At 67.6% G+C, this 26,009-nt stretch carries 22 protein-coding genes and 3 pseudogenes; 18 read left to right on the top strand and 7 right to left on the bottom strand.

Annotation, left to right across the window (positions count from 1 at the left end):
- The first annotated feature begins 47 nt into the window (after positions 1-47).
- The gene (locus CLV29_RS08190; RefSeq protein WP_133754432.1) at positions 48-503 is read left to right on the top strand and encodes a hypothetical protein; all 456 of its coding nucleotides are present in this window, start codon (positions 48-50) and stop codon (positions 501-503) included.
- Positions 504-654: 151 nt separating this feature from the next.
- Here the strand turns inward: CLV29_RS08190 and valS are convergent, their stop codons facing one another.
- The 5 genes from valS to CLV29_RS08160 all read right to left on the bottom strand — a co-directional run bounded on the left by valS (position 655) and on the right by CLV29_RS08160 (position 6,699).
- Positions 655-3,201: a valine--tRNA ligase gene (gene valS / locus CLV29_RS08185; protein WP_133754431.1), complete on the bottom strand. Its 2,547-nt coding sequence runs from the start codon at positions 3,199-3,201 to the stop codon at positions 655-657.
- A gap of 521 nt (positions 3,202-3,722) precedes the next feature.
- Positions 3,723-4,025 carry a hypothetical protein gene (locus CLV29_RS08180; protein WP_133754430.1) on the bottom strand — a complete coding sequence of 101 codons (303 nt, stop codon included), beginning with the start codon at positions 4,023-4,025 and terminating at the stop codon, positions 3,723-3,725.
- 417 nt (positions 4,026-4,442) lie between these two features.
- The gene (locus CLV29_RS08170; protein ID WP_133754428.1) at positions 4,443-5,444 is read right to left on the bottom strand and encodes an IS481 family transposase; all 1,002 of its coding nucleotides are present in this window, start codon (positions 5,442-5,444) and stop codon (positions 4,443-4,445) included.
- Complete coding sequence (locus CLV29_RS08165) at positions 5,441-6,064, bottom strand: maleylpyruvate isomerase family mycothiol-dependent enzyme (RefSeq protein WP_133754427.1); 624 nt, start codon at positions 6,062-6,064, stop codon at positions 5,441-5,443. The genes CLV29_RS08170 and CLV29_RS08165 overlap by 4 nt, the downstream gene beginning before the upstream one ends.
- Entirely contained in the window at positions 6,064-6,699 is a 636-nt protein-coding gene (locus tag CLV29_RS08160; RefSeq protein ID WP_133754426.1) for a maleylpyruvate isomerase family mycothiol-dependent enzyme, read from the bottom strand. Before CLV29_RS08160 ends, CLV29_RS08165 begins: the two co-directional genes overlap by 1 nt.
- A gap of 61 nt (positions 6,700-6,760) precedes the next feature.
- Here CLV29_RS08160 and CLV29_RS08155 point away from each other — a divergent pair, with 61 nt between their 5' ends.
- Positions 6,761-7,441 carry a winged helix-turn-helix transcriptional regulator gene (locus tag CLV29_RS08155; protein WP_133754425.1) on the top strand — a complete coding sequence of 227 codons (681 nt, stop codon included), beginning with the start codon at positions 6,761-6,763 and terminating at the stop codon, positions 7,439-7,441.
- A gap of 152 nt (positions 7,442-7,593) precedes the next feature.
- Here the strand turns inward: CLV29_RS08155 and CLV29_RS08150 are convergent, their stop codons facing one another.
- On the bottom strand, positions 7,594-8,535 hold the full coding sequence (locus tag CLV29_RS08150; protein ID WP_133754424.1) for a GlxA family transcriptional regulator: 942 nt from the start codon (positions 8,533-8,535) through the stop codon (positions 7,594-7,596).
- Positions 8,536-8,643: 108 nt separating this feature from the next.
- On the opposite strand from CLV29_RS08150, the gene CLV29_RS08145 reads away from it, so the two are divergent.
- From CLV29_RS08145 to CLV29_RS08125, 6 genes and pseudogenes are all read left to right on the top strand, one after another.
- Positions 8,644-8,955: a putative quinol monooxygenase gene (locus CLV29_RS08145; protein ID WP_133754423.1), complete on the top strand. Its 312-nt coding sequence runs from the start codon at positions 8,644-8,646 to the stop codon at positions 8,953-8,955.
- A 155-nt stretch (positions 8,956-9,110) separates the two neighbouring features.
- Entirely contained in the window at positions 9,111-9,497 is a 387-nt protein-coding gene (locus CLV29_RS08140) for a GlcG/HbpS family heme-binding protein (protein ID WP_243831798.1), read from the top strand.
- Between the two features lie 184 nt (positions 9,498-9,681).
- Positions 9,682-10,224, top strand: a pseudogene (locus CLV29_RS17010) (IS110 family transposase); the annotation flags it as partial.
- 24 nt (positions 10,225-10,248) lie between these two features.
- Positions 10,249-10,830, top strand: coding sequence for a transposase (locus CLV29_RS17005; RefSeq protein WP_279586482.1), 582 nt, complete (start codon positions 10,249-10,251; stop codon positions 10,828-10,830).
- Positions 10,831-10,844: 14 nt separating this feature from the next.
- A pseudogene (locus tag CLV29_RS08130) lies at positions 10,845-11,839 on the top strand (IS3 family transposase); the annotation flags it as partial.
- A 111-nt stretch (positions 11,840-11,950) separates the two neighbouring features.
- Positions 11,951-13,225 (top strand): annotated as a pseudogene (locus CLV29_RS08125) (ISL3 family transposase).
- On the opposite strand, the gene CLV29_RS08120 reads toward CLV29_RS08125, so the two are convergent.
- Positions 13,205-13,642: a PDDEXK family nuclease gene (locus CLV29_RS08120; protein WP_133754422.1), complete on the bottom strand. Its 438-nt coding sequence runs from the start codon at positions 13,640-13,642 to the stop codon at positions 13,205-13,207. The pseudogene CLV29_RS08125 and the gene CLV29_RS08120 overlap by 21 nt on opposite strands.
- A 298-nt stretch (positions 13,643-13,940) precedes the next feature.
- Between CLV29_RS08120 and CLV29_RS08115 the strand changes: the two genes are divergently transcribed.
- From CLV29_RS08115 to proB, 10 genes are all read left to right on the top strand, one after another.
- Complete coding sequence (locus CLV29_RS08115) at positions 13,941-15,356, top strand: bifunctional folylpolyglutamate synthase/dihydrofolate synthase (RefSeq protein WP_133754421.1); 1,416 nt, start codon at positions 13,941-13,943, stop codon at positions 15,354-15,356.
- A 50-nt stretch (positions 15,357-15,406) separates the two neighbouring features.
- A complete protein-coding gene (locus CLV29_RS08110; RefSeq protein WP_208292809.1) occupies positions 15,407-15,757 on the top strand; it encodes a DUF4233 domain-containing protein in 351 nt (116 codons plus the stop codon).
- A 41-nt stretch (positions 15,758-15,798) separates the two neighbouring features.
- Positions 15,799-16,212, top strand: coding sequence for a nucleoside-diphosphate kinase (gene ndk / locus CLV29_RS08105; protein WP_133754420.1), 414 nt, complete (start codon positions 15,799-15,801; stop codon positions 16,210-16,212).
- A 117-nt stretch (positions 16,213-16,329) separates the two neighbouring features.
- Complete coding sequence (locus CLV29_RS08100; RefSeq protein WP_133754419.1) at positions 16,330-17,646, top strand: CPBP family intramembrane glutamic endopeptidase; 1,317 nt, start codon at positions 16,330-16,332, stop codon at positions 17,644-17,646.
- A 666-nt stretch (positions 17,647-18,312) separates the two neighbouring features.
- Positions 18,313-20,997, top strand: coding sequence for an Rne/Rng family ribonuclease (locus CLV29_RS08095; protein ID WP_392508936.1), 2,685 nt, complete (start codon positions 18,313-18,315; stop codon positions 20,995-20,997).
- A 173-nt stretch (positions 20,998-21,170) separates the two neighbouring features.
- Positions 21,171-21,479 carry a 50S ribosomal protein L21 gene (rplU, locus tag CLV29_RS08090; protein WP_133754417.1) on the top strand — a complete coding sequence of 103 codons (309 nt, stop codon included), beginning with the start codon at positions 21,171-21,173 and terminating at the stop codon, positions 21,477-21,479.
- 9 nt (positions 21,480-21,488) lie between these two features.
- Positions 21,489-21,749, top strand: coding sequence for a 50S ribosomal protein L27 (rpmA, locus tag CLV29_RS08085; RefSeq protein ID WP_133754416.1), 261 nt, complete (start codon positions 21,489-21,491; stop codon positions 21,747-21,749).
- Positions 21,750-21,864: 115 nt separating this feature from the next.
- Positions 21,865-23,124, top strand: a complete 1,260-nt coding sequence (locus CLV29_RS08080) for an ATP-binding protein (RefSeq protein ID WP_133754415.1) — start codon at positions 21,865-21,867, stop codon at positions 23,122-23,124.
- Positions 23,124-24,680: a GTPase ObgE gene (obgE, locus tag CLV29_RS08075; RefSeq protein WP_133754414.1), complete on the top strand. Its 1,557-nt coding sequence runs from the start codon at positions 23,124-23,126 to the stop codon at positions 24,678-24,680. The genes CLV29_RS08080 and obgE overlap by 1 nt, the downstream gene beginning before the upstream one ends.
- Positions 24,677-25,804 (top strand): glutamate 5-kinase, encoded by a 1,128-nt coding sequence (gene proB / locus CLV29_RS08070; protein WP_133754413.1) that lies wholly within the window; start codon positions 24,677-24,679, stop codon positions 25,802-25,804. The genes obgE and proB overlap by 4 nt, the downstream gene beginning before the upstream one ends.
- Positions 25,805-26,009 lie beyond the last annotated feature (205 nt).

Genomic DNA, 26,009 nt, shown 5'->3' with positions numbered 1-26,009 from the left:
CTAGGGTGCAGCCCAACGCCCAATCCACAGTCTTGGAGGACCAGAACGTGACCATGAAGACCTTCGCCGGTGGCCTCGCCGCTGCCGCCCTGTCCGCGACCCTGCTGCTCAGCGGCTGCGGTGGATCAGAGGAGGAGAGCGCCGCCGACGCGCCGGCCGCGGAGACTGCTGCTCCTGAGGCCGAGCCGGAGACCGGTGCCACCTCAGCCGAGTCGGGTGAGTCGACCGAGGACCATGCGGAGTCCGATGACGCCGACAGCTCGGGTCGACCGAGCGAGGACGAGGTCGCCACCGGTCTGAAGACCCTGCTGGAGTCCACCGGTACGGAGTTGCCGGGCGAGGCCGACCAGATCATCAGCTGCATGGCCGGGTCGCTGGTCGCCTCCGACATGAGCGACGAGGGTCTGCAGAAGATCGCCGACGGGCAGGCGCCGACCGATGCCGCCGACACCGAGGCATTCAGTGCCGCCCTCTCCGACACCTCCTGCTACACCGGCGGCTGAGGGTCCCGCTCCGCGCTTCGGCCCCGCAACCCGTTCAGGGCTGCGGGGCCGAATCGCGTTCGCGTACCTTCTCGGTGGGATCACCCGGGCGACCCGGTTCGCGTCCGTTGCTGTCGATGTCCCGGTTCGCCGTGTCCGGTCTCAGCGGGGGTCAGGCCGGCTGCGGTGCCAGTTCCACGTCGACGGTGATCGGGCCGTCGGTTTCGGTGAACTCGACCGCGCCGGTGATCCGACCCACCGCACGCAGGTCGGCCTCGACCGCCCGCAGTCGCGCGATCGAAGCGGCTGGTCCGCTGATCCGGGCGGTGTTCACCTCGGTCTTCATCGACACCTTCGCCTGTGACTTCGCGCCGCGGATGGCGATCAGCGCAGCGGCGGTGTCGTCGACCGTCGCGGCGTCACCGCTGGTGGTGATCTCCTCCAGCGCCGGCCAGTTCGCGTGATGCACCGAACCCTGCTGCCACCAGGACCAGACCTCCTCGGTGACGAAGGGCAGGAAGGGCGCGAACAGGCGCAACAACACGTGCAGCGAGAACGCCAGGGCCGACTGGGCCGAGGCTGCCTCGGCCTCACCTTGGGCACCGTAGGCGCGTTCCTTCACCAGTTCGAGGTAGTCGTCGCAGAAGGACCAGAAGAACGCCTCGGTGACCTCCAGGGCGCCGGTGTAGTCGTAGTCCTCGAAACGCTTCGTGGCCTCGACGACAACGGCCTTCAGCGCTTCCAGCTGGGCCAGGTCGGCGGCATTGACGACCGCCGTCAGATCGGTCGAGGAACCGTACCCGAGAACGAACTTCGAGGCGTTCAGCAGCTTCATCGCCAGCCGCCGGCCGACCTTCATCTGCTTCTCGTCGAACGGGGAGTCCATCCCGGGACGGGCGAGCGCCGCCCGCCAGCGGACGGCATCGGCACCGTACTTCTCGAGGATCTCGCTGGGCACCACGACATTGCCCTTCGACTTCGACATCTTCTTCCGGTCCGGATCGACCACGAAGCCGCTGATCATCGCGGTGTGCCAGGGCAGGGAGTCACCGTCCAGGTGGGCCCGGACCACCCGGGAGAACAGCCAGGTACGGATGATGTCGTGTGCCTGGGTGGCCAGGTCCATCGGGTACGTCAGCGCGAACAGTTCGTCATCGCGCCCACCCCAACCGGTGGCGATCTGCGGGGTCAGTGACGAGGTGGCCCAGGTGTCCATCACATCGGGGTCGCCGAGGAAGCCACCCGGTTCACCACGCTGCGATTCCACGTACCCGTTCGGCACGTCGGAGGCCGGGTCGATCGGCAACTGGGGCTGCTCGGGCAGCAACGGGTTGGCGTAATCGGTCTCCCCGGAGTCGTTGATCGGGTACCAGACCGGGAACGGCACACCGAAGTAGCGCTGGCGGCTGATCAACCAGTCACCGTTCAGTCCGCTGACCCAGTTCTCGTACCGGTGCGACATGTAGTCCGGCACCCAGTTGAGCTCCTCACCGCGGGCCAGCAGGGCCTTGCGCAGCTCGGCATCGCGTCCGCCGTTGCGGATGTACCACTGGCGGGTGGAGACCACCTCCAGCGGTTTGTCGCCCTTCTCGTAGAAGTTCGCCTTCCGCTGGGTCGGGGTCGGCTCACCGTCGAGGTCACCGGATTCCCGCAGCAGCCCGACCATCGCCTCCCGGGCGGAGAAGACGGTCTTGCCTGCCAACTCCGCGTACGGTGCGGCATTCACCAACCACTCCGGGGTGTCCCGGGACAACCGTCCGTCGCGGCCGATGATCACCCGGGTCGGCAACTGCAGCTCGCGCCACCAGGTGACATCGGTGAGGTCGCCGAAGGTGCAGCACATGGCGATACCGGCGCCCTTGTCCCGCTCCGCACCCGGATGGGCCAGCACCGGCACCTCGACGCCGAAGATCGGGGAGGTGACGGTGGTGCCGAACAGTGGCTGGTACCGCTCGTCATCAGGGTGGGCGATCAGCGCCACACAGGCGGCGATCAGCTCCGGGCGGGTGGTCTCGATCTGCACCGGCCCGGCGGCACCGTGGAAGTTGATCTTGTGGTACGCGCCGGGGTAGTCCCGGGCCTCCAGCTCGGCCTGGGCGACCGCGGTCTGGAAGGTGACGTCCCACAGGGTCGGGGCCTCGGACAGGTACGCCTCCCCGCGGGAAAGATTGTCCAGGAACGCCTTCTGGGAGACGAATCGGGTGTCATCGGAGATGGTGCTGTACAGCGCCGACCAGTCGACACTGAGGCCGACCTTGCGCCACAGGTCCTCGAAGACCTTCTCGTCGACCTGGGTGAGCTCCTCGCACAGGGCGACGAAGTTGCGCCGGCTGATCGGTACCTGCCGCTTCGGGTCCGGCTTCTCCGGCGGGGTGAAATCGGGGTCGTAGGGGATCGATGGATCGCAGCGGACGCCGTAGTAGTTCTGCACCCGGCGCTCGGTCGGCAGGCCGTTGTCGTCCCAACCCAGCGGGTAGTAGACGTGCTTGCCGCGCATCCGCTGGAAGCGGGCGATCACATCGGCATGGGTGTAGGAGAAGACGTGGCCGACATGCAGGCTGCCGGAGACCGTCGGCGGCGGGGTGTCGATCGAGTACACCTCGGCGCGGCTGCTCGGGCGGGTGAACTTGTAGGTCTCGTTGTCCTGCCAGACAACGGCCCACTTGTCCTCCAGCCCTTCCAGAACCGGTTTCTCGGGGATGTTCGGGATCGACGTCATGGGACCCAATCCTAGGGTTCTGCGGGCGTCGGGGCGAAACAGTGGGCACGCGCTGCGGGAGCCAATTACCCGTGGGCGATACCGCGTCGTCCTTGGGCAGCGACGTGCCCACCGAGGAGGTGGTTCGGCGACAAGGACTGTTGCGCCCAGATCCGTCCGTTTTTGGCCTCGTCGTCCGGTCAGCGGTACGCTGCGACATGGTTCGTGGACTTCGGCCAGATTGCGCGCGCGTATGGAGACTTCCGAATTAAGACAACATGATTCGCCTGGCACGAGCGGCGATGATCGCCTGCACCTTGACTGCCCTACTGGCGGCTTGTGGCTCGCCTTCGCTACCCGACGGGCCGGCGCCCTCTGGCGGCCCAACGAATGCCGCCTCTACCGGGAGTCCGTTTCCGGTCACCGACGGGAAAGGAATCTGTCCGTCGCTCGAGGACAGGGAGTTGTGGCTCGCCGAACATCCTCCGGCCCGAATACCCGACGACTTTCGCTTCGACCGCCTGGTGTGGTGCCGGGAGCTGCTACGCGCCCCCGAAGAGGGCGACTATCGACAGCTCGAGACCGCTGTCGACCCGCCTTTCTGGCGGACCCTGCTGGCCGAGGCGCCACCGCGAGTAGAACCCCCGTGTGCGGAGTGGTTGCAGTATGAAGAGGTCATGGTGTTGGTCGATACCCGAACTCGATCCGCTCTCCGCGTACATCTCGAGCGGGACCGATGCAACCACTATTCCCCGCAGCTGAACCAACTCCTCGACGATGGGCAGCGCTGGACACTGTCGACCGACCAGCCTGGCTGAGCGGCCGCGGGTGTCGTCGATGAGCACCCTTACGGCTCTTCACAGAGTTGAGGGTGGTCGATCCGCCTTAGCTATGACAGGCTCTTCCCAGATGAGGGTGTAGGTCGGCCGGGCGCGTCGGTCCGCAGGTAGACGTCGAGGTCTCCCGACGATGGAGGTTCCTACGCCATCCATCCGAAAGACCTCGACGTGACCGACGCTACCCCGCCGGCCGGCTTCGGCCACCTTGACCTGAGCGCCTTCGTGTCTCATCCCAATCGACCCTGATCGAGTCTGCTGACCCCCTCGACGAGAACGCAGCGACACATCACAGCCACCCGACCCCGACCGTCCGGGAAGCCGGGGCACGTCACATGGCCTGTGCTGCGGGCGTGTCGAGTGGGTCGTCCAGGGGCGACGCAGTAGCGTCGACGCGACGTGCTGAGAGGTGGTTCCGGTCGAGCACTAGGTGTACTGCCCGGGGACGTTGATCAATCGTGAGAAGGGCGGCTGGTTCCCGCAGGCTGTGTGGGGTCGGTGCTGGTTGTAGTAGTGCAGCCAGCCGTCGAGCTCGCCCCGGCGCTCGGCCTCGGACGTGTAGCAGCGGGCGTAGGCCCAACCGTCGGCCAGGGTGCGATGGAAGCGCTCGATCTTGCCGTTGGTCTGCGGCCGATAGGGCCTGGTCCGCTTGTGCTTGATGCCAAGTTCTGTGCAGGTGTCTCGCCATAGGTGTGAGCGGTAGGCGCCGCCGTTGTCGGACAGGACTCGTTCGACGGTGACTCCGCGGGCGTTGAACCACTCGATGGCCCGGACCAGCACGCCGGTGGCGGTGCGGGCGGTTTCGTCGTCGTGGATCTCGGCGTAGGCAACGCGGGAGTGGTCGTCGATGACGGTGTGGACACAGGCATTGCCCATCAACGGGTCCCGGTACTTGTTCCTGGGCTTGTCAGGGGTCGCGGCTCGGTTCTTCTCTCCCTGCTGTCGGCCGACGTAGCGCCAGCCTCCCCCGTCGGGGATGTTGCCGAGCTTCTTCACATCGACATGCAGCATCGCACCAGGCTTGTCGTGCTCGTAGCGCCGGATCGGCTCGCCGGTCGCACGGTCCACGTGTGACAGCCGGTTGAGGTGCACGTAGACCAAGATGCGATGGACAGTCGACGGTGCGATGCCGAGGCGGCAGGCCAGCGGCACTGGTCCCTCCCTCAGACGCAGCCGAAGGTCGATACACCGCCGGGTCGTCTTCTGGCTGGTCTTGTTCGGCGAGCGATGCGGCCGAGAGGATCGGTCCTGCATCGATTCGCCCGCGCGGAAGCGGTCGACCCAGCGCTTCACTGTCGGCCAGGAAACCTGGAATCGGGCGGCAACCTCGCTGATCGGCCAACCATCGTCAACAACCAGACGAACGACGATCATTCGGTGCCTTGGAGTGAGCGCCGCGTTGGCGTGCAGGCGTGACGGACCAGTCATAAGAACCTCACAAGCCCCGGCCCGGTCACTACTCGAGACCTTGGAGGCCGCCCGCAGACGAGCATGAGGATCTCGAGGGCTGGTCCGGTCACGACCGAGCCCTGGCCGTGGGTCCAGTCGATGTCGTCGGCGACGAGCATGACTCCGACCAGCTTCTCTCGGGCGCCCCCAATCCTGACGCTTGTGGCCACTTGGTACTCGATGGCCATCTGGAGGTCCTCTGGCTGATATTCCCGGTGGAGACCGAGGGGGCGGCGAATGTCCTCGCCGTGCACGATTTCCTCGACAAGGCGCGTGGCCAGTGGAGCCATGAAGCGAGGTGGGCCAGACGTTCGATCCCTGACCTGCACAAGCAGGCTGATGAGCTCGTCTGGTTGCTTGTCTCGGTAGCGTTCCACACCGAGTTCGTTCTGCCGGTCGAAGTCGAATCCGGCTCGAACCATGCCTGTGAGGAAGGTGGTCGGGGTGGTGGCGGCCGTGTCGACCAGATGGGCGACCACATCGCGAATCCGCCACCTTCGACACCCGGACTCGGCATCCCAGTCGTGCGGGCCGAGGTCGCGAAGGTCGCGGATGAGTGCTGCCCGTTCGCGGTGGACAGAGTTCCAGATCGCGTCCATCAGGACCCCTCTCCGAGTCGCGAGGCCAGGACGGGGATGCCGTCGCCAGCGAGTTGGTCGAGGTGGCTCGGCCGCCCGGCCATCGCCATGACGAGGCCGAGCGTGGGGCCCGCCACCTCTGGGCCGTTGCCGTGCTCGAAGGTGCCGTCGGTGGCGCGCAGGTGCAGCCCAGCCGCGAGGCTCTTGCTGTCGACGGCGAAGTTGCGGCTCGCGTAGAACTCGGCGACCTGCGTCACGGCGCCGACGTCGACCACGCTCGGGATACCGAGGGGGTGCCGGATGTCCTCTCCATGGACGAGAACCTCTCCGAGATACGCGGCCAAGTCCTTGGATGGGGCAACGGACGAAGCGATGACCGCCCGAAAGCGCGCCAACGTCTCTGCGGGGTCTTTGCCCAGGTGCTCACGAAGACGTCGCTCGTTGTGAACGGCAGGCCGGAATCCCGACAGGATGATGCTTCGCAGCCACGCGAGTTGGTTGGTGGAGGCGGCAGCCGTCAGGTGCGCCACCACATGCTCGACATCCCACCCCGAGCACAGGCTCGGGCTTCGCCAGTCCGCTGCCGTCAAGCCTCCGAGGTCGTACGCCAGCCTCTGTCGGGCTTGGTGCGTCCAGGTCGACAGCTGATCGTTCATCGCGCTCCTTGCTACTGTTTTGGTAGCACTGACGCTACACTTTCAGTAGTAATCTGTGTCAATGGGCGAGCGAAAGACATACGGGTCCTACAACGACGGGTGCGCTGCGGCACACGCGCTGGACCTCATCGGGGATCGGTGGACGATGATCGTTGTGCGCGAGCTGCTGCTCGGCCCCAAACGCTTTTCGGACCTGCAGCGCGACGTGATGGGGATCGGGCCAACGATCTTGACGCGCCGCCTCGGTGAACTGGTCCAAGCTGGCATCGCCGTCAAGACAGAGGTCGACGGGCTCCCCGGTGAGCACTACGAACTGACCTCGTGGGGGCATGGGCTTGAGCGCGTGAACAATGAGCTGGCTGCCTGGGCCGTCGCATCACCTTCCCTTCCATGGGACGCCGACATGAGCCCGGACACCCTCGTGTTGACCATGCGAGCCCACGCGCGACCGCGCCCCGACCTCGTTACCAGCCCCGCAACGGTCGCCCTCCGCCTCACCGACTCGCGCCGGGCCGCAGCTGGCGAATACGTCACCTATCTCGCTCGCCTGGCCCCCGACGAGACAACGATCGTCCGCGAGCCCTCCCCGAGCGCCTCGACGGCCGACCTGACCGCGACAACACGAGCCCTCAAGGCCATCATCCTGGGACAGGACCAGTACACGCCCAGCACCCCCGGAATCATCACGACAGGCGACCCGAAGCCCGTGCAATGGCTCCTGGCGGCCACACGCCTCTCCTAACGTCGTCCGGGTGTCTCTGTGCTGCGCTTGACAGGCGCCCTATTGCGGCTGAACGCCGTCCCGCCGAGGCCTTCCCGTTCGTCGGCCGCAGCCACTCAACCAACCTGCCCGGGCAGTACAACTAGGACACCGGCTACAGGCATGGCGATAGGTCAGGAACGGCGTCGCTCCCTGCGCAGGAGGGAGCGCAGAGTCTCGGCGTTCGCGTAGCCGACCCGTAGCGCGATCTCGGCGGAGGTGAGATCCGTGGTTGCTGAGAGGTGCCGAGCTCGTTCGGTGCGAAGCCGTTGGGCGAACCCGAGCGGAGTGAGGTTGAGCGCCGCACGGACTCGTCGTTCGAGGGTGCGCCGGCTGGTGCCGAGCGACTGCGCGACGAAGGCGACGTTGAACGGTTCGTCCAGGCGGGCGCGCACGAAGCGTTCGAACTCGACGACGATCGGGTCCTCGTGCCGGAGATGTTCGTAGGCGACGAAGGCCGCCTGCGACGGACGCTCGTCGATGATGAGGAGCTTGGCGACATGTTGGGCCAGGTCGGGGCTGATCGATCGCACGAGTGAGAGCGCGAGGTCGATGTGGGCGAACGCGGCGCCGGCGGTGACGAGGTTCCCGTCGACCACGACCATGGTGTCGAGATCGAGGGCGACGGTCGGATAGCGCTTCAGGAACTCCGGCCCCAGGAACCAGCTGGTCGTCGCCCGCCGATGATGCATCCGTCCGGTCTCGGCGACGGCGAACACGCCGGTGCACGCCGCGGCGATCCGGGTGGTCGCCTCGTCGAGGCGCCCGAGCGAGGCGATGACCGAACGAGCATCTCGGCTCTGGAGGGCGTCGTGGGTAGCGGCGGCCGTGAGGGTTCCAAGCGCAGGGACGACGACCACGTCGAACTCTGCGGACTCCGACAGCGGGTGGTCCACCGACAGGGTCATCGATGTTGTCGTGGTCACTCGCCGTTTCGGACCGAGGATGGCGAGTTCGATCGGGTCGATCCGCGGGTCGACATCGCTGCGGGCTCCGTCGGCCACCCGCACGATGTCGATGATCGACGCGACAGCCGAACCGAAGCAGCCGTCGATCGCGATCAGTCCGATACGCATGGCGTGAACAATAGCAATACTGTCGTATACGCCACTTCTCACATGCCCTTGCTCGTCATACGCTGAACTCGCTTCACCAAGAAACCTCGACACCTGGGAGAACCCCTCATGTCCACACCCGCATCACTTCCGTATGCCTTCGTCGCCAAGATCGTCGCGGCCGATGGACAGCACGACGCGCTCGCCGATCTGCTCGCCGGCGCTGTCGCCCTCGCCAACGAAGAAGTAGGAACGATTGTCTGGTTCGCGGTCAGGACCCACGCCGACACCTTCTGGATCTTCGATGCATTCCCCGACGAGGCCGCTCGCGACGCCCACGCCAACGGCGCCATCATCGCAGCCCTGACGACCAACCAGCACCTCCTCGGCGCAGCACCCGAGATCCTGCCGGCCGACGTCCTCGCGTCCAAGCTCCCGTAGTCCGCCCACGCACGCACGCAACGCGAAGCACAACACGAGCGCTGTCGGTCACAAACTCAACAGGCAAACCAACGGGCGGCTCTGGAGCGGCTCGAGCCACAAAGCGCACGCCACATTCGAAGGAGCAATTGATGCTATCTATTCCTACATTGTCGTTGGACGACGCCAAACGTGTCATCGCGGCAGCAGAAGCTGAATCCAGCACGCAGGGTCAGCCCAGTAACATCGCCGTCGTCGATGCCGGCGGCAATCTCGTCGCTCACGTACGGATGGACGGAGCGTGGCTGGGCAGCATCGACATCTCGATCAACAAAGCCTTCACGGCCCGCGCGTTCGACACAGCCACCAAAGACCTCGGCGACCTCGCCCAACCCGGTGAGCAGTTCTACGGCATCCACGCCTCCAACGACAGTCGGGTGATGATCTTCGCCGGTGGCATCCCGCTCGAGCGCGACGGCCAGGTCGTCGGCGCCGTCGGCGTCAGCGGAGGAACCGGTGACCAAGACCAGGCCGTCGCCGAAGCCGCCGCCAGCGCCTTCTGAGACCGACCCGCACCGAACCCGGCCCCCGGCCGCAGCCCACCCGCCGAAGGAGCCGCACCATGCGTGCTCTCGTGTACCACGGTTGTGAAGCGCCCCAGGTTTGATGCCGCTCCCTTCTGAGTCCAGGAGGATGAGCACCATGCCGAAGAAGATCGATCCCTAGCTGCGTGAGCGCGCGGTGCGGATGGTGCGTGAGCACCAGCAGGACTACCCGTCGGTGACGGCCGCGTCGAAGGCCGTGGCCGAGCGGCTCGGATTGGGCCGAGAGAGCGTGCGTCGCTGGGTGGCCCAAGCCGAGATCGACGCGGGCGCCAAGTCGGGCGTGACGAGCGAGGAGCACGCTGAGATCAAGCGGCTCAAGGCCGAGAACAAGCGGCTGCGCGAGGACGTGGAGATCCTCCGCGCGGCAACGACTTTCTACGGCGTCAGGTTCGCCTTGGAGGACTGCCGCCACCTCACCCGTCGGCTGGAATCCGACCTCTTGGCTGCGGGTCAACGCGTGCTGCGGGTGCCGACTCGGCTCATGGCCGGTGCTCGCCGCAGCAGCCGCGACCCTGGTAAGTCCTACCCGATCGACGCCGAGGCCGTAGCCCTGGCTGCGCTACGTCACCCCGACCTTCCCGTCGCTGAGCTGGACGGACCTGCGCGTGAGGTCAAGCTTCTGTCTGATCACCGTCATGACCTGGTGGTTCAGCGGTCCCGCATCGCTCAACAGGTTCGCTGGCACCTCCACGAGCTGGACCCGGACCTGATGATCCCCAGCCGCGGCCTGCGACGCCAGAAGGTCGTACGTGAGCTGCTGGCGGAACTGGAACGCTTCGACGGCGTCGTGGCCAGGCTTGCCCGGCGACACCTGCTGCGCTGCCAGGAGCTGACTACACAGATCAACGACCTCGAGCGAGAGTTGCGGGACCTGGTTCGTCGGCTCGCTCCCTCGCTACTTGAGATCCCCGGCTGCGGCGTGCTGTCCGCAGCCGTGATCGTCGGCGAGACAGCCGGAGTGCACCGCTTCCGCGACAAGGACGCCTACGCCCGCTTCACAGGCACAGCGCCGGTGCCGGTCTGGTCGGGATCCAGCGCGGGCAAGGTTCGGCTCAACCGAGGCGGCAATCGGTCCGTCAACTGCGCCCTGCACATGATCGCCGTGACCCAGGCCCGCGGCGTCGGGCCGGGCCGGCCCTACCTCGACAAGCAGTTGGCCCGCGGCAAGGACCGCGTAGCCGCCCTGAGGCTGTTGCGCCGGCGCCTTTCCGATGGCGTCTTTGCGGCTCTTCGCGCCGACCTACTTGCAGCCCAGCAGCCCGCCGCGTCGCCTGTTCAACTCGCGGCTTGACATAGGAGCATCCGGGAGCTCGACCCCCGCAACCGCTGATCGCGGCGTTCATCGACGATCAGCGCTCCCAGGGGCACGCGGTCGAGTCGATCTGCCGGGTCCTGCGCGAGCAGGGCCTTCAGATCGCCGCGCGCACCTACCGGTCCTGGAAGCAGGCCGGCCGGACGGTCGCTGCTCGCACTGTCACCGACGCTCAGGTGATCGACGCGGTCCGGGAGCTGGCGTGGACCATCGACGTCCACGGCCGGCGCCGGCTCGCGGCCGAAGGCCTCTACGGGCGGCGGAAGATGACCGCCCTGGTGCGCCGCACCGTGCTGCCCGAGGCTTCGGCGGGCGCGGTGGACTGGGCTATGCACACGTTGGGCCTAGCGGGGGTGCGCCGCGACAAGGGCGTGCGGACCACGATCCCGGCCAAGGACGGCAAGCGGGCCGGTGACCTGCTGGACCGGGACTCACCGCCGCAGCGCCCAACCGGACCTGGGTCACCGACTTCACCTACGTCCGTACGTGGGCCGGGTTCGTCTACGTCGCCTTCATCGTCAACGTCTTCGCCCAGCGGATCGTGGCCTGGCATGTCGCCACGACCAAGCAGACCGACCTGGTCATGGTGCCGCTGCGCATGGCGTTGTGGCACCGCGACCGCGAAGGACGTCCGACGGTCGCCGGGGAGCTGATCCACCACTCCGATGCCGGGTCCCAGTACACGTCCATCCGGCTCACCGAGCACCTCGAGCTCGAGGGTATCCGGCCCTCGATCGGATCGGTCGGGGATGCCTACGACAACGCGCTGATGGAGACGATCAATGGCTTGTACAAGGCCGAGTGCATCCGCACCACCGTCTTCCACGACGGGCCCTACAAGACCATCGCCGACGTCGAGTACGCGACCGCCGGCTGGGTCGAGTGGTACAACAACAGGCGCCTGCACGGGACGCTGGGAATGATCACCCCAGTCGAGTACGAGCAGGACCACTACGCAGCCCTCAACCGAGAGCCGCAACCCGTATAGGGGCTCATCCCGGTTCTGGGTGTAGCAGGCGTTGGCGTGGCGGTCCCGGGATAGACGTCGAGGTCTCCCGAGGATGAAGGCTCCTACACGCTCATCCTGAAAGACCTCGACGTGCCCGACGCTACCGCCGGCGACCGCTCACGCGCGTTCGCCCACCCAGATCTGACCACCTTCTGCCGACTCGACGAGCTCGGCCTCGTCGTCACCGGCCAACGCCTCGAGTCCGACCGTGCGGTCGTCGCGTGCCGGGTCGCCGAAGCCGACCAGTGGTGCCGCCGATGCGGCTGCGAAGGAACCCCGCGGGACACGGTCACCAGGCAGCTGGCCCACGAACCACTCGGCTGGCGACCTACCACGCTGCTGCTCACCATCCGCCGCTACCGATGCGCTGGCTGCGGGCACGTGTGGCGCCAAGACACCTCCCGGGCGGCCGAACCTCGGGCGAAGCTCTCGCGTCGCGGGCTGCGGTGGGCACTTGAGGGGATCGTGATCGCTCACCTCACCGTCGCCCGGGTCGCCGAGGGTCTCGGGGTTGCCTGGGACACCGCTAACGACGCCGTCGTGGCCGAGGGCAAGCGGGTCCTGATCGACGACCCGGCACGGTTCGAGGGTGTCCGAGTCGTTGGCGTCGATGAACACGTGTGGCGCCACACCAGGCGTGGCGACAAGTACGTCACCGTGATCATCGACCTCACCCCGATCCGTGATGGCACCGGCCCGGCACGGCTCCTGGACATGGTCGAGGGTCGCTCGAAGCAGGTGTTCAAGACCTGGCTCGCCACCCGGAGCGACACCTGGCGTGACGGCGTGGAAGTCGTCGCGATGGACGGGTTCAGCGGCTTCAAGACCGCCACCACCGAGGAGCTCCCCGACGCTGTCGCGGTCATGGATCCCTTCCACGTGGTCCGGTTGGCCGGCGACGCGTTGGACCGCTCTACTCCGCACGGCGAACGCTGCACACCGGTGCTGGGCTGCTCACTGACAAGCAGGCCAGCCGACTACGGGCACTGTTCGCCGGTGATGAGCACGTGCAGGTCGAGGCGACCTGGGGGATCTATCAGCGGATGATCGCGGCCTACCGCCACGAGGACCGACGCCAGGGCCGCGAGCTCATGACCAAGCTGATCGAGTCGGTCAGCGACGGCGTCCCGGCCGCGCTGATCGAGGTCATCACGCTGGGCCGGACGTTGAAGAAGCGGGCCGCCGACGTGCTGGCCTACTTCGACCGCCCCGGCACCAGCAACGGGGCCTACGGAGGCGATCAACGGCCGGCTCGAGCACCTCCGCGGCTCAGCCCTCGGGTTCCGCAACCTCACCAACTACATCGCCAGGTCCCTGCTCGAGACCGGCGGCTTCAGACCGCGACTACACCCTGGAATCGGATGAGCCCGATTCGTCGATCCAATCCGCCAGTTCCTGGCGTGCGTCGGGTCGCGCCTCAAGGCCGGAGTGTCTGGTGAGGAAGCGTTGATAGATGTCCACCAGTTGCTCGAAGGTCATCGACGAGACCATGGCTGCATACCGTAGGGCCTGAAGCTCCATATGACCGCCGTCGGTGGTGCGCTCCAACTCGATCACCACAAGGCGAGCCTCACGATCGACGCAAAGCAGGTCGATGCGGCGATCGCTGCCCTCGAACTCTCCGAATTCTTCGGCTACCACCATTAGATCTGCATCGATGGTGGCGATGTTCTTTCGTAGCGCTGCCTGCAGATCGCGGCGTTCCCATACCCCGGCAGCCGCGAAGGTGGTTGGGGTGACCTCCGACAGCGTTTGATCCCCAGTGAGTTCGTAAAGCGCCACGACCGCAACTATGCCGGAGCTCTCCAGGCTGAGGAGTGGGGTTTCTAGGAACCGCTCATGTCGCTGCCCTTGATGCCACAATCCCGCTCAAGGCCCTGCCGACGAGATCAGAGCGGTGCGGGAAGCTGCAGGAACTTCTCACTACGGATTCGGCGATCGGCTACATGTGTTACTCCAAGCTTGATGCATGTCGGCAGGGGACTGTTGCCGACCCATGTCCTGATTCGTAGAGCGGCGTCCCGCTATGGACGGCAACGCCCCCGCCGCGGTTGCCGCACGGCATAGGATCGGCCACATCATGACGACCCACGAAGAACTGACCGCTGCCCTCACGTCCCGCTGGCCGGAGAACCGGGTGGCGCCGTCCCTGGCCCGGATCCAGGCGCTGTGCGAACTGCTCGGCGACCCGCAGCGCTCGGCACCGGTGATCCACCTCACCGGGACCAACGGCAAGGGGTCGACGGCGATCATGATCGACGCCCTGCTGCGGTCCACCGGTCTTCGTACCGGACGCTTCTCCAGTCCGCACCTGCGCGATGTCACCGAGCGGATCAGCATCGACGGGCGGCCGATCAGTCAGCAGCGGTTCGCCGAGATCTGGGCCGACATCGAGCCGTATGTGGCAATGGTCGACGATCAGCAGCTCGACGGGGTGCCGCAGATGACCTTCTTCGAGGTGATCACCGCCATGGCCTTCGCCGCCTTCGCCGATGCGCCGGTGGACGTGATCATCCTCGAGGTCGGTCTCGGCGGAGGCTGGGATGCGACCAATGTCGCCGATGCCGAGGTCGCGGTGGTGACCCCGATCGATGTCGACCACCAGCACATCCTGGGCTCCACGGTGACCGAGATCGCCAAGGAGAAGGCGGGGATCATCAAGCCCGGATCGACCGCCGTGCTGGCCGGTCAGCAGAAGGCTGCCGCCACCGTCCTGCTGGAGCGCTGCGCCGAGGTCGGCGCACCGGCCCTGCGGGAGGGGATCGACTTCGGCGTACTGGATCGACAGGTCGCGGTCGGGGGACAGGTGGTACGCCTCAACGAGCCCCAAGGGGTGATCGGCGATCTCTTCGTACCCGCCTACGGCGCCCATCAGGCAGCCAATGCCGCCCTCGCCCTGGCCGCGGTGCAGACCTTCCTCGGCGGCAAGGAACTGAGCGAGCAGACCATCTCCGACGGTTTCGCCGAGGTCGCCGTCCCGGCCCGGTTGGAGCTGGTACGGCAGTCGCCCTCGATCGTCCTCGATGCCGCCCACAACGAGCACGGTGCGAAGGCCCTGGCCGCCGGGCTGGCCGAATCCTTCGCACTCGACCCGCTGGTCGGGGTGATCGCGGTGATGCGGGACAAGGATGCCGAGGCGATCCTGCGGGAGCTCGAACCGCAGCTGAACGAGGTGGTGCTCACCCAGGCAGCCTCCACCGACCGGGCACTGCCGGCGAGTGAGCTGGCCGAGATCGCCGAGGGCATCTTCGGTGCCAACCGGGTCACCGTGCAGCCGCGGATGGATCTGGCGATCGAGCAGGCGGTGAACCTGGCCGAGTCCAGCAACACCACCGGTGAACTGGCCCAGGCCGGGGTACTGATCACCGGCTCGGTGATCGCGGTGGGTGAGGCCCGTACCCTGCTGGTCGACGAGGAACCGAACACCACCGAGGTGGTCGCCGACGACGACGAGGACGACGCCGAGATCATCGACGCCGAACTGGTCGAGGACTGAGCGGTGCCCGGTGATTTTGTCGCCGGGCACGCGAGCGGAATCATGGCCCCATGAAGTTGCAGCCCGGGAACCCCATGCAGTCGGTGCTGCTCACCGTGCTCGCCTTCGAAGTGATCGTTTACGGGTTGTCGATCTTCGTGCTCGACCGGATCGCCGGCCTGCCGATCGCCCTGGCCGCTGCACTGGGTGGGGGAGTGGCCCTGCTGGCACTGTTGGCGGCAGCGACCCTGCGTCGCGGCACGGTCGGGTACGTCCTGGGCTGGCTGACCCAGATCGTCTCCATCGGCCTCGGCTTCGCCCAGCCGGCGATCTGGGTGATGGTCGCCCTGTTCGGTGGCCTGTGGGTGCTCTGCCTGATCCTCGGCCGCCGACTGGAGCGCAACGCCCGCGACGCGGTCTGATCCGAGATGCCGGATCCGGCGACCACCTCTAGGCTGGAGCCATGACACAACGCACGTTCGTCTTGATCAAGCCCGATGCCGTCAAGCGGGGACTCGTCGGGGAGATCCTCGGCCGCTACGAGGCCAAGGGGCTCGGCATCGAGAAGCTGGAACTGCGGCAGGTCACCGGCGAACTCGCCGATCAGCACTACGCCGAACATGTCGAGCGCGACTTCTACCCGCCGCTGCGCGAGTTCGTCACCTCCGGGCCCTCGATCGCCATGGTGCTGTCGGGTGATCAGGCGATCGAGGTGGTACGTCTGCTCAACGGTGCCACCGACGGACGCGCAGCTGCCCCGGGCACCATCCGCGGCGACCTGGCCCTGTCCAACCGCGAGAACCTGGTCCACGGTTCGGATTCCGAGGAATCCGCGGCCCGCGAGATCGCCCTCTGGTTCGGTGCCGAGCAGTCCTGAGCGAGAAGCCGGGTCGGACGGTTCGGTCCGGCCCGCTCGCCACCTCCGGGTCGGCGAAACCAGGCCGGGCGATCCGGTGACCGGGACGAACAGGACCGCTGAGACAGAATGGGTGCCATGACCGACAAGCACTGGTCGCCTGCCGAGGATCCGTCGACGGCCGCCGGCCATGAGCACGGTCGGCCCGGTCAGCCGGCTCCCTACGGACCCCCGGCCGGTCAGCCGGCCCCCTACGGTCCTCCGGTCGGTCAGCCGGCCCCTTACGGACCCCCGGCCGGGCAACCCTTGCCGTACGGGCAGCCCTTGCCGTACGGACAGCCCTACGGCCAACCCGGGATCCCCGGTCACCCCTGGGCGCCGCCGCCCAGGCCGAAACCACCGACCCTGCCGGTTGAGCCGCGCGACTACTACGCCTTCTACCGAACCCCGGCGCTGAAGTGGTGGAAGGCCCTGTTGGCGCTGATCGTCTTTGGTCTCTTCGGGCTGATCGCCAGCACCGGCATCGGGCTGATCGGGATCGGGATCGACATCGCGACCGGTCGTACCCAGCTCGAGGACATCGCCACCACGATGACCCCGGCGCTGTTCACGGCGAACAACCTGGGCCTGGCCTCCCTGATCGGCGGTGCCGCCCTGGTCCAGTTCCTCTTCTTCGGCCAGGGTTTCGGCTGGTTGATGTCGGTGGACGGGAAGGTTCGCTGGGGGTGGCTCGGCCGCTGCTTCGGGCTGTCGTTGCTGGCCTATGCGGTGTTGACCGTGATCACCTACCTGCTGTCACCACTGCCGGCGTTCGGCAACGACCCCGAGTTCGTGGCCTACCTGGCGCTGATGCTGTTGACCACACCGATCCAGGCCGCCGGCGAGGAGGTCGCCTTCCGGGGACTGGTGCCGCGCGCGGTGGCGGGGTTGTTGCCGCGGGTCTCGTCGAAGGTGGCGATGGTGATCGGCTGGGTGGTCGCTTCGGTGATCTTCATGCTGCTGCACGCGGCCGGTGACCCGTACCTGAACGTCTACTACTTCATCTTCGGTATGGCCATGTGCGTCCTCACCTGGCAGACCGGTGGCCTGGCCGCACCGATCGCCATCCACGCGGTGAACAACGTCGTCTCGTTCCTGATCACCATCTGGGCCGGGGAGATGAACGGCATCTTCGACCGTGAGGCCGGTAGCGCACAGCTGATCGACGTGCTGCCGACCACGCTGGTCGTGCTGCTGCTGGCAGGGCTGATGATCCTCTGGGCCAGGCGGCGGGGACTGGCCACCGCCAGCGCTCCGGCGGCCGCAGCGCTCGCCGGCCGGCCGGGTCCGGCTGCGCCCGAGCCCGGGCAACCGATCCCGGACTGGTCGCCGGGTCAGGTTGGCGCCGGCCCTGCTCCGGTGCCGCCACCGGGTGCCCCGAGCGATCCCGGATCCCAGGCGACACCGCGGCGCTGACGGCGCTCGAATCTGTCGCGGGAGTCTGCCGCGCAGTGCACTCCGGCGTTCGATCGGCGGGGTTGTCGTGATTCTTCGGCGTTGTGTGGGATACTGGCCGAGGTTCGGGGCCATCCGGCCCCACCTGATCTGCTGGTGTCGGACACCATCCACGAGGTGACAGCTCGTGGGATGCTGCCCCACCGCGACGGCCGTTCGGAGACGGTGCGACCGCGGGGGCGTGTTCGACCGCTGATCGATGAGACTTCTCACCGGCTGCGGCCGGTGTCTACCCCGGGGTGGGCTTTGGCGTACCCCGGACGAAGGGGCCCGATGCTCGACAAGACCGAAAACGCGAATACCTCGTCGTCCCAGCCGCGTCGGCGCCGCCGCGCGGCAAGCCGCCCGGCAGGTCCGCCGATCGAGGTGCCGGAGACTCCCGTGACCCAGGAGACCGCCGCCGAGGCATTGCCCGGTGTCGACGCAACCGAGCCCTCGGCTGCGCCGGCCGACCCAACATCCTCGGACGCACCGGCCGACACTACCGGCGATGCGAACACCGCGGCGGCCGAATCGCCGTCGTCCGATGACGAATCCGCCGACACCGGCAACGGAGCAGTCGCCACCGCCGAAACCGGTGACGAGGCCGCCACCGCCGAAACCGTTGGCGATGCCGAGGCCGCAGCCATCGCCGAGGATGACCCCGAAGCGACCGTCACCGATCCGGATGCAACCGGTGGGACGGCTGCCGAGGTCGCCGAGGACGCACCGCCCACCAGCGAGTCCGAGGACCGGGCGCCGACCTCCGACGACCGAGGTACGGACGGATCGACCGGCTACGAGCCCGGCACGGTGGCGAGTGCCACCGACGAGACCGGTCGTGGCCGGCCCGGTGCGCTGCTGGACCCGTTCCGCGCCCCCGCAGCGGCACAGCCCGATATCTCCACGCAGGAGCGTCGCGAGGATTCCGAGGAATCCGTCGCCGGGATCGAGCGGGCCGACAGCACCGACGAGCACAGCTCTGCCGGTGACTCCGACGACGACAGCTCCGATGACGACAGCTCCGACGGCGACAGCTCCGACGGCGACAGCGCCACCGCCGAGGACAACGACGGTGAGGACGGCCGGCCGCGCCGTCGCCGACGCCGCCGTGGGGGGCGTCGTCGCCGCCGGGGCAATGACGGCGACTCCGACAGCGCTGCCGAGGACAGCGCCGATGACTCCGAGGAGGAGTCGGCCGCAGCCGACACCGAATCCGGCGAAGGCCGATCGCGGAAGCGGTCGGGGAAGTCCGGCGGCTCCAGGAACTCCGATTCCGGCGCCGCCGAGAACGATGCCGAGGACGCGACCCGAGGCAAGGACCAGGACAAGTCCGACGAGGCCGACGCCGCTGCCCGCGACGACGATGACGCGGACTCGAACGGCCGAGGCGAGAAGGATGGCGCCGACGATTCCGACGGTGAATCCTCCTCGAGCAACGGCCGCCGCCGTCGCCGTCGTCGCCGCCGCCGCGGTGAGGACACCTCCGGTGCTGAGGACGATCCGAGTGACGTGGTGGTCAAGGTCCGCGACGGTCGCCGGAACAAGGGCGGCGCCGACGAGGTGACCGGGATCGACGGTTCGACCCGGATGGAGGCCAAGCGCCAGCGCCGCCGGGAGGGCCGGTCGGCAGGTCGTCGTCGCGCCCCGATCCTCAGCGAGGCCGAGTTCCTCGCCCGCCGGGAGTCGGTCGAGCGGTCGATGGTGATCCGGCAGAACGAGGAACTTTCCCAGGTCGGTGTGCTCGAGGACGGGGTCCTGGTCGAGCACTATGTGGACCGCGCCAGCGCTGCGTCGCTGATCGGCAATGTCTACCTGGGTCGGGTGCAGAACGTGTTGCCGTCGATGGAGGCTGCCTTCATCGACATCGGCCGCGGCCGCAATGCCGTGCTCTACGCCGGCGAGGTCGACTGGGACACCTTCGGCGCCGAGGGTGAGGACCGCAAGGTCGAGAACGTCCTGAAGTCCGGACAGACCGTGGTCGTCCAGGTGACCAAGGATCCGGTCGGGGCCAAGGGTGCGCGGCTCACCGGTCATGTCTCGCTGCCCGGTCGCTACATCGTCTACGCGCCCGGCGGTCACCTGTCGGGTATCTCCCGCAAGCTGCCCGACACCGAGCGCAAGCGGTTGAAGGAGATCCTCGCCGAACTGGTCGACGAGAAGGCCTCGGTGATCGTCCGTACCGCCGCCGAAGGGGCGACCGAGGAGGAGCTGGTACGCGATGTCACCCGCCTGAAGGCGCAGTGGGAGGCGATCGAGAAGCAGACCAAGTCGGGCACCGGCGCGCCGAAGCTGCTCTACGGCGAGCCCGACCTGACCGTGCGGATCGTCCGCGACCTGTTCACCGAAGACTTCACCGAGCTGCTGATCGACGGCAACGGCCAGGCCAACGACGCCTACGACACCGTCACCTCCTATGTCGGTCACGTGGCGCCGCATCTGGTCGACCGGATCAAGCGCTGGGACCGCGAGTCCGGTGACATCTTCGCCGCCAGCCGGATCGACGAGCAGATCGCCAAGGCACTGGAGCGCAAGGTCTTCCTGCCCTCGGGTGGGTCGCTGATCATCGACCGTACCGAGGCGATGACGGTGATCGACGTCAACACCGGGAAGTTCACCGGCAGCGGCGGCAACCTCGAGGCGACCGTCACCTCCAACAACCTGGAGGCCGCCGAGGAGGTCGTTCGTCAGCTCCGGCTGCGCGACATCGGCGGGATCATCGTGATCGACTTCATCGACATGGTGCTGCCGAGCAACCGGGACCTGCTGCTGCGACGGCTGGTCGAGTGCCTGAGCCGCGACCGGACCCGCCACCAGGTGGCCGAGGTGACCAGCCTCGGGCTGGTCCAGCTGACCCGGAAGAAGATCGGCACCGGTCTGGCCGAGGCGTTCACCGAACCGTGTGAGTGCTGCTCGGGCCGCGGGTACGCGATCCACGACATGCCGGTCGAGTCCCAGGCTCCCTCCGACGGTGGCGAGCGCCGCGGCGGCAAGGGCTCACGTCGGGGAGGCAAGAACTCGTCCAAGAACGGCAACGGCGGTTCCAACGGCAACGGTGGCTCCAACGGCAACGGTCAGAACAAGTCCCGGGGTGGTCGCCGCAAGGGCGGTGAGGACGACGACCGGAGTGACAACTCCGACACCCCCGAGGAGTCGACACCGCATGAACCGAACCCGGCCAGCCGGATCAAGGCCGCTGCCGAGGCCAAGTCCAGGCGGGAACAGGAGAGTTCGGCAGAACCGGTGAATCCGGATGTGCCGGTCGGTCCCGATGTGGCCGAGTTCGCCCGCCGGCTCGAGGAATCAGCGGCGGAGAAGTCGGAGCAGGACTGAGGACGCCACCGGCGCCCGAGGTGTGTTCCCCGCCCGGTTTGACCCTGGTGGGATGCGGAGCGTAACCTTGGTCGTCGGTGTGCGGAGGCGTCTTCGCAGCGCCTCGGGAGTGCGCCGGTCCGCAAGGTCGAGCAGCACCCGCACCAGAACCAAGACGAGGAAAGAGGTCAGGCGTGTACGCGATCGTGCATAGTGGCGGCCGCCAGCACAAGGTCGCCGTCGGCGATGTGGTCGAGATCGACAAGGTCACCGATGAGGTAGGCACGTCGGTCCAGCTGCGCCCGGTGCTGCTGGTCGATGGTGACAATGTCACCGCCGATGCGAGCAAGCTGGGAGCAGCCAGTGTGACCGCCGAGGTGCTCGGCGAGACCAAGGGTCCGAAGATCCGCATCGTGAAGTACAAGAACAAGACCGGCTACAAGAAGCGTCAGGGCCATCGCCAGCGCTACAGCCAGGTCAAGATCACCGGTATCGAGAGCTGAGGCGAGACAATGGCACACAAGAAGGGCGCGGCATCCACGCGCAACGGTCGCGATTCCAACTCCCAGCGGCTCGGTGTGAAGCGTTTCGGTGGCCAGCAGGTCAACGCCGGTGAGATCCTGGTCCGCCAGCGCGGCACCCACTTCCACCCGGGCGACGGTGTCGGCCGCGGTGGGGACGACACCCTGTTCGCCCTGGTCCAGGGCCGGGTCGAGTTTGGCACCCGCCGTGGTCGGCGCGTGGTGAACGTCCTGGTCGACGCCGCCAGCTGAACCACTCCCACCAGAGCCCGCTCGGAACTGTCCGGGCGGGCTCTGATGCTTCCACCACCCGCAACTCAAACACCTAAAAACTCCCACTTTTTGTTCTTTTGGTTAGAGTGGTCCCATGCAAGGCCCGTTCTTCCCCGGTGCCGGCACCAGTCCGTACCGGCTGGAGGGCCGCGAATCCGAGCTGCGCCAGTGGCAGCGGGTGATGACCGACTTCGAGGCCTTCGGGCACTCCCAGGCGCGGCACCTGATCATCACCGGGGTACGCGGGGTGGGCAAGACCTCCTTGCTGAAGGAGTTCGCCGAGGAGTCCCTGCAGGCCGGTTGCCTGGCGGTCCGCGTACGGTGCCAGGCCTCGGGCCGGGAGACCCTGATGGATCGCGTCGATGCCGCCGTCGGCACGGCCTTGGAGCAGTCCGATTTCGCCCAGCAGCACGGGCGGCTCACCCGGGCCGCGATCACCACCCCGATCGGTGGGGTCGAACTGCAGCGTGAACTCGCCGATCCCGACCGCAGCCTGATCGACACCGCCTTCATGACCCGGCTGTGGGAGGCCACCACCGAGATCCGTACCCGAGGCGGGATCGGCCTGGCACTGCTGATCGACGAGACCCAGTACGCCGACCACCCCAGTCTGGTGAACCTGTCCGAACTGGTCTCTCTGCTGGGCGAGCGCGACGCCGACAGGCCGGCACTGTTCGTCTGCTTCGCCGGCCTGCCCGGGGATACGGTACGGATGGTCGGCAAGTCCTCCAGTCACGCCGAACGGGTCTATCGCCGGATCACCCTGGGCTATCTCGACGCCGACGCCACCCGTGACGCGTTCCTGCTGCCGGTACGTGAGGCCGGTGGCAACTGGACGCCGAAGGCGTTGCAGGCCGCGGTCGAGGCCTCCGGCGGCTACCCGGCATTCATCCAGGAGCTCGGCGCCGAGATCTGGGAACATCGCGGTCCCGAGGACGAGTTGACGCTGGCCTCGGTGCGGGCGGGCCTGGCGGCGGCCGAGCCGCAACTGCAGGCCTATTACGAAGGTGCCTGGGAGGCGGCGCCGGCCGAGGGGCAACGGATCCTGCTGGCCCTGGCACTCGCCGGTGGACAGGCGACGGTGGCCGAACTGGCCAGGGCGGTCGGCAAGGAGTCGAGTTCGCAGATCTCCTGGGCCGTCGATGCGCTGGTCAAGCGGGGCACGGTGCTGCGGCCCAGCCGCGGCCGACTGCACTTCGGACGCTCGGGCATGGATGCCTGGGTGCTGGACAATCATGGGGCGACCCCGATCGGCAATGACGGTGTCGTTGCCGACCGCCGCGCGCTGGACGCGCCCGGCGGGGACGACGGGTCGACGACATCCGGGCACAGGCCCGGAGAAGGAAAGAACTGATGGCGATTCCGAGTTTCATCGACCGGGTCCGGCTGCAGGTGGCAGCCGGCCGCGGCGGACACGGCTGCGCCTCGGTGCACCGGGAGAAGTTCAAACCGCTCGGTGGCCCCGACGGCGGCAACGGCGGTGACGGTGGCTCGATCATCCTCCGCGTCGACCCCGGCCTTTCCACCCTGGTCGACTTCCACCGGCAGTCCCAGCGTCGGGCCCGCAACGGCCAACCCGGCGAAGGCGACCACCGCAACGGTGCCCGCGGTGACGACATCGTGCTCCCCGTACCGGACGGCACCGTGGTCACCGACGCCGATTCCGGGGAGGTGCTGGCCGACCTGACCGGAGCCGGAGCCGAACTGGTGGTCGCCAAGGGCGGCAAGGGCGGGCTGGGCAATGCCGCACTGGCCACCGCCGCCCGCAAGGCCCCCGGATTCGCCCTTCTCGGCGAACCGGGGGAGGAACGCACGATCACCCTCGAGTTGAAGGTGGTCGCCGATGTCGGACTGGTCGGTTTCCCCAGTGCCGGCAAATCGTCGTTGATCGCTGCCATCTCGCGGGCCAAACCGGAGATCGCCGACTACGAGTTCACCACCTTGGTGCCGAACCTCGGGGTGGTGGTGGCCGGTGAGGTGACCTTCACCGTCGCTGACGTTCCCGGACTGATCGAGGGGGCCAGCGACGGTCGCGGACTGGGCCACGACTTCCTGCGCCACATCGAACGCTGTGCCGCGCTGGTGCACGTGGTCGACACCGCCACCTACATTCCCGGCCGCGATCCGGTCGGTGACCTGCAGGTGATCGAGGGCGAGCTGGCTGCCCACGGCGGGCTGGAGGACCGGCCCCGGCTGGTGGCCCTGAACAAGGTCGACGTCCCCGACGGTCGGGACATGGCCGACATCGTCCGCGCCGATGTGGCCGCACTCGGCTGGCCGGTCTTCGAGATCTCCACCAAGACCGGTGAGGGGCTGCAGGCGCTGACCTATGCGATGGCCGGCATCGTCGCCGAGCAGCGGGCGAATGCACCCGCAGCAGAACCGGTACGGATCACCCTGCGACCGGCTGCAATCGGCGGGGGTGAGGCATTCACCATCAAGCGACAAGGTGACGGTGAAGGCGGTCACCTGTGGCGGGTCCGTGGGGAGAAACCCGAGCGTTGGGTACGGCAGACCGACTTCAACAACCCCGAGGCCGTCGGCTATCTGGCCGACCGGTTGAACCGTCTGGGGGTGGAGGACAAGCTGCTCTCCCTCGGCGCGGTGGCCGGTGATGCGGTGGCCATCGGCGGCAACCCGGCCAACGGCGAGGGCGCGGTGATCTTCGACTTCAAGCCGCAGGTCGACATCGGGGCCGAGATCCTCTCCCGCCGGGGCGAGGACGACCGGCTCACCGACGACCGCCCGGCGGTGGCCCGGCGCCGGGACCTGGACGCCGAGTACAGCCGCCGGAAGGCCGACGGCAGTTGGCGCAGCGAGCGGCAGGAACCAGCTGCCTGGGAACTGGCCGATGAGGAGTCCCAGGCCTCGGAGCCCGAGGACGGTACGGGGTCGAAGGAGCAGCGTTGAGCATCCGTACCGCGATCGCGACCGCCCGGCGGATCGTGATCAAGATCGGTTCCTCCTCGCTCACCGGGGACAATGGTGCGCTGGACCCCGACCGCCTGGCCGGGCTGGTCGATGCGCTGGCCGCGCGCAAGCGCTCCGGTGCCGAGGTCGTGCTGGTCTCCTCCGGTGCGATCGCGGCCGGGTTGACCCCACTGGGACTGCAGCGACGTCCGCGCGAGTTGCCGCTGCAGCAGGCCGCCGCGGCGGTGGGGCAGGGGCTGTTGGTGGAGCAGTACTCTCGCCGGTTCGCCGAGCACGAGATCACCACCGGTCAGGTGCTGCTGACCGTCGACGATGTCACCCGGCGCAGTCATTACCGCAATGCCCACCAGACCTTCGCCAAGCTGCTGGAGCTGGGGGTGCTGCCGATCGTCAACGAGAACGACACCGTCGCCACCAGCGAGATCCGCTTCGGCGACAACGACCGGCTGGCGGCCCTGGTCGCCCATCTGGTGCACGCCGATACGCTGGTGCTGCTCAGCGATGTGGACGGACTGTGGACCGACAAACCCGGCACACCCGGCGCCCGTCCGGTGCCCCAGGTGCATGATCGTTCCGAGATCGACAAGATCAACATCTCGGCCACCGGTTCGGCGGTCGGCACCGGCGGCATGATCACCAAGGTCGACGCGGCCGGGATCGCCACCTCTGCCGGGATTCCGGTGGTGCTGAGCAGTGCGCCGCGCTGTGCCGAGGTGCTCGCCGGGCAGGAGGTGGGCACCTTGTTCCACCCGACCGGTAAGCGCCGGCCGGCCCGGCTGTTGTGGTTGGCCCATGCCTCGAACACCAGTGGTGATCTGTGGTTGGACGATGGTGCGGTACGGGCGGTGGTCGACCGCAAGGCCTCGCTGCTGCCGGCCGGGATCACCGGGGTCGAGGGTGAGTTCCGGGCCGGTGATCCGGTCAATCTGCGCTCACCCTCGGGGACGGTCGTCGCCCGCGGGCTGAGCGGGTACGACGCCGCCGAACTGCCCGACCTGATCGGTCGTTCCACCCATGACCTGGCCGCCGAACGCGGACCGGAGTACGAGCGCACCGTGGTCCATCGCGACGCACTGATCGTCCTGCAGCAGCCCGGGCACTGAACCGTCCCTGAGGGCATTTCCCTAGCAGACATCTCCTTGCGGGCAACGGATTCCCGACACGTCAGTCCCGCAGGGTGGCAGCCGGCCCCGGTCGTGCGGTACCCATCGGCGAGCGGCCGAAGCCGATCGAATTTCGCAAGCCGGGGGCGACGAAATTCAAATGTTACTCCTAGGAGGCGTCTCAACCCGTGGACCTCGGCTAGGT

Source organism: Naumannella halotolerans (assembly GCF_004364645.1).
Lineage (GTDB): Bacteria > Actinomycetota > Actinomycetes > Propionibacteriales > Propionibacteriaceae > Naumannella > Naumannella halotolerans.
Note: the sequence above shows the minus strand (reverse complement) of the source record. Positions and strands in the feature narration are given on the sequence as shown.

Excerpts from the sequence above, each read along its gene's own strand:
- CLV29_RS08150 (WP_133754424.1), bottom strand. The coding sequence starts at position 8,535 with ATGCGTATCGGACTGATCGCGATCGACGGCTGCTTCGGTTCGGCTGTC.
- CLV29_RS08110 (WP_208292809.1), top strand. The coding sequence starts at position 15,407 with ATGAAGTTGCAGCCCGGGAACCCCATGCAGTCGGTGCTGCTCACCGTG.
- CLV29_RS08115 (WP_133754421.1), top strand. The coding sequence starts at position 13,941 with ATGACGACCCACGAAGAACTGACCGCTGCCCTCACGTCCCGCTGGCCG.
- CLV29_RS08100 (WP_133754419.1), top strand. The coding sequence starts at position 16,330 with ATGACCGACAAGCACTGGTCGCCTGCCGAGGATCCGTCGACGGCCGCC.
- CLV29_RS08170 (WP_133754428.1), bottom strand. The coding sequence starts at position 5,444 with ATGACTGGTCCGTCACGCCTGCACGCCAACGCGGCGCTCACTCCAAGG.
- CLV29_RS08155 (WP_133754425.1), top strand. The coding sequence starts at position 6,761 with ATGGGCGAGCGAAAGACATACGGGTCCTACAACGACGGGTGCGCTGCG.
- valS (WP_133754431.1), bottom strand. The coding sequence starts at position 3,201 with ATGACGTCGATCCCGAACATCCCCGAGAAACCGGTTCTGGAAGGGCTG.
- CLV29_RS08160 (WP_133754426.1), bottom strand. The coding sequence starts at position 6,699 with ATGAACGATCAGCTGTCGACCTGGACGCACCAAGCCCGACAGAGGCTG.
- CLV29_RS08165 (WP_133754427.1), bottom strand. The coding sequence starts at position 6,064 with ATGGACGCGATCTGGAACTCTGTCCACCGCGAACGGGCAGCACTCATC.
- CLV29_RS17005 (WP_279586482.1), top strand. The coding sequence starts at position 10,249 with ATGATCCCCAGCCGCGGCCTGCGACGCCAGAAGGTCGTACGTGAGCTG.
- CLV29_RS08145 (WP_133754423.1), top strand. The coding sequence starts at position 8,644 with ATGTCCACACCCGCATCACTTCCGTATGCCTTCGTCGCCAAGATCGTC.
- obgE (WP_133754414.1), top strand. The coding sequence starts at position 23,124 with ATGGCGATTCCGAGTTTCATCGACCGGGTCCGGCTGCAGGTGGCAGCC.
- CLV29_RS08080 (WP_133754415.1), top strand. The coding sequence starts at position 21,865 with ATGCAAGGCCCGTTCTTCCCCGGTGCCGGCACCAGTCCGTACCGGCTG.
- ndk (WP_133754420.1), top strand. The coding sequence starts at position 15,799 with ATGACACAACGCACGTTCGTCTTGATCAAGCCCGATGCCGTCAAGCGG.
- rpmA (WP_133754416.1), top strand. The coding sequence starts at position 21,489 with ATGGCACACAAGAAGGGCGCGGCATCCACGCGCAACGGTCGCGATTCC.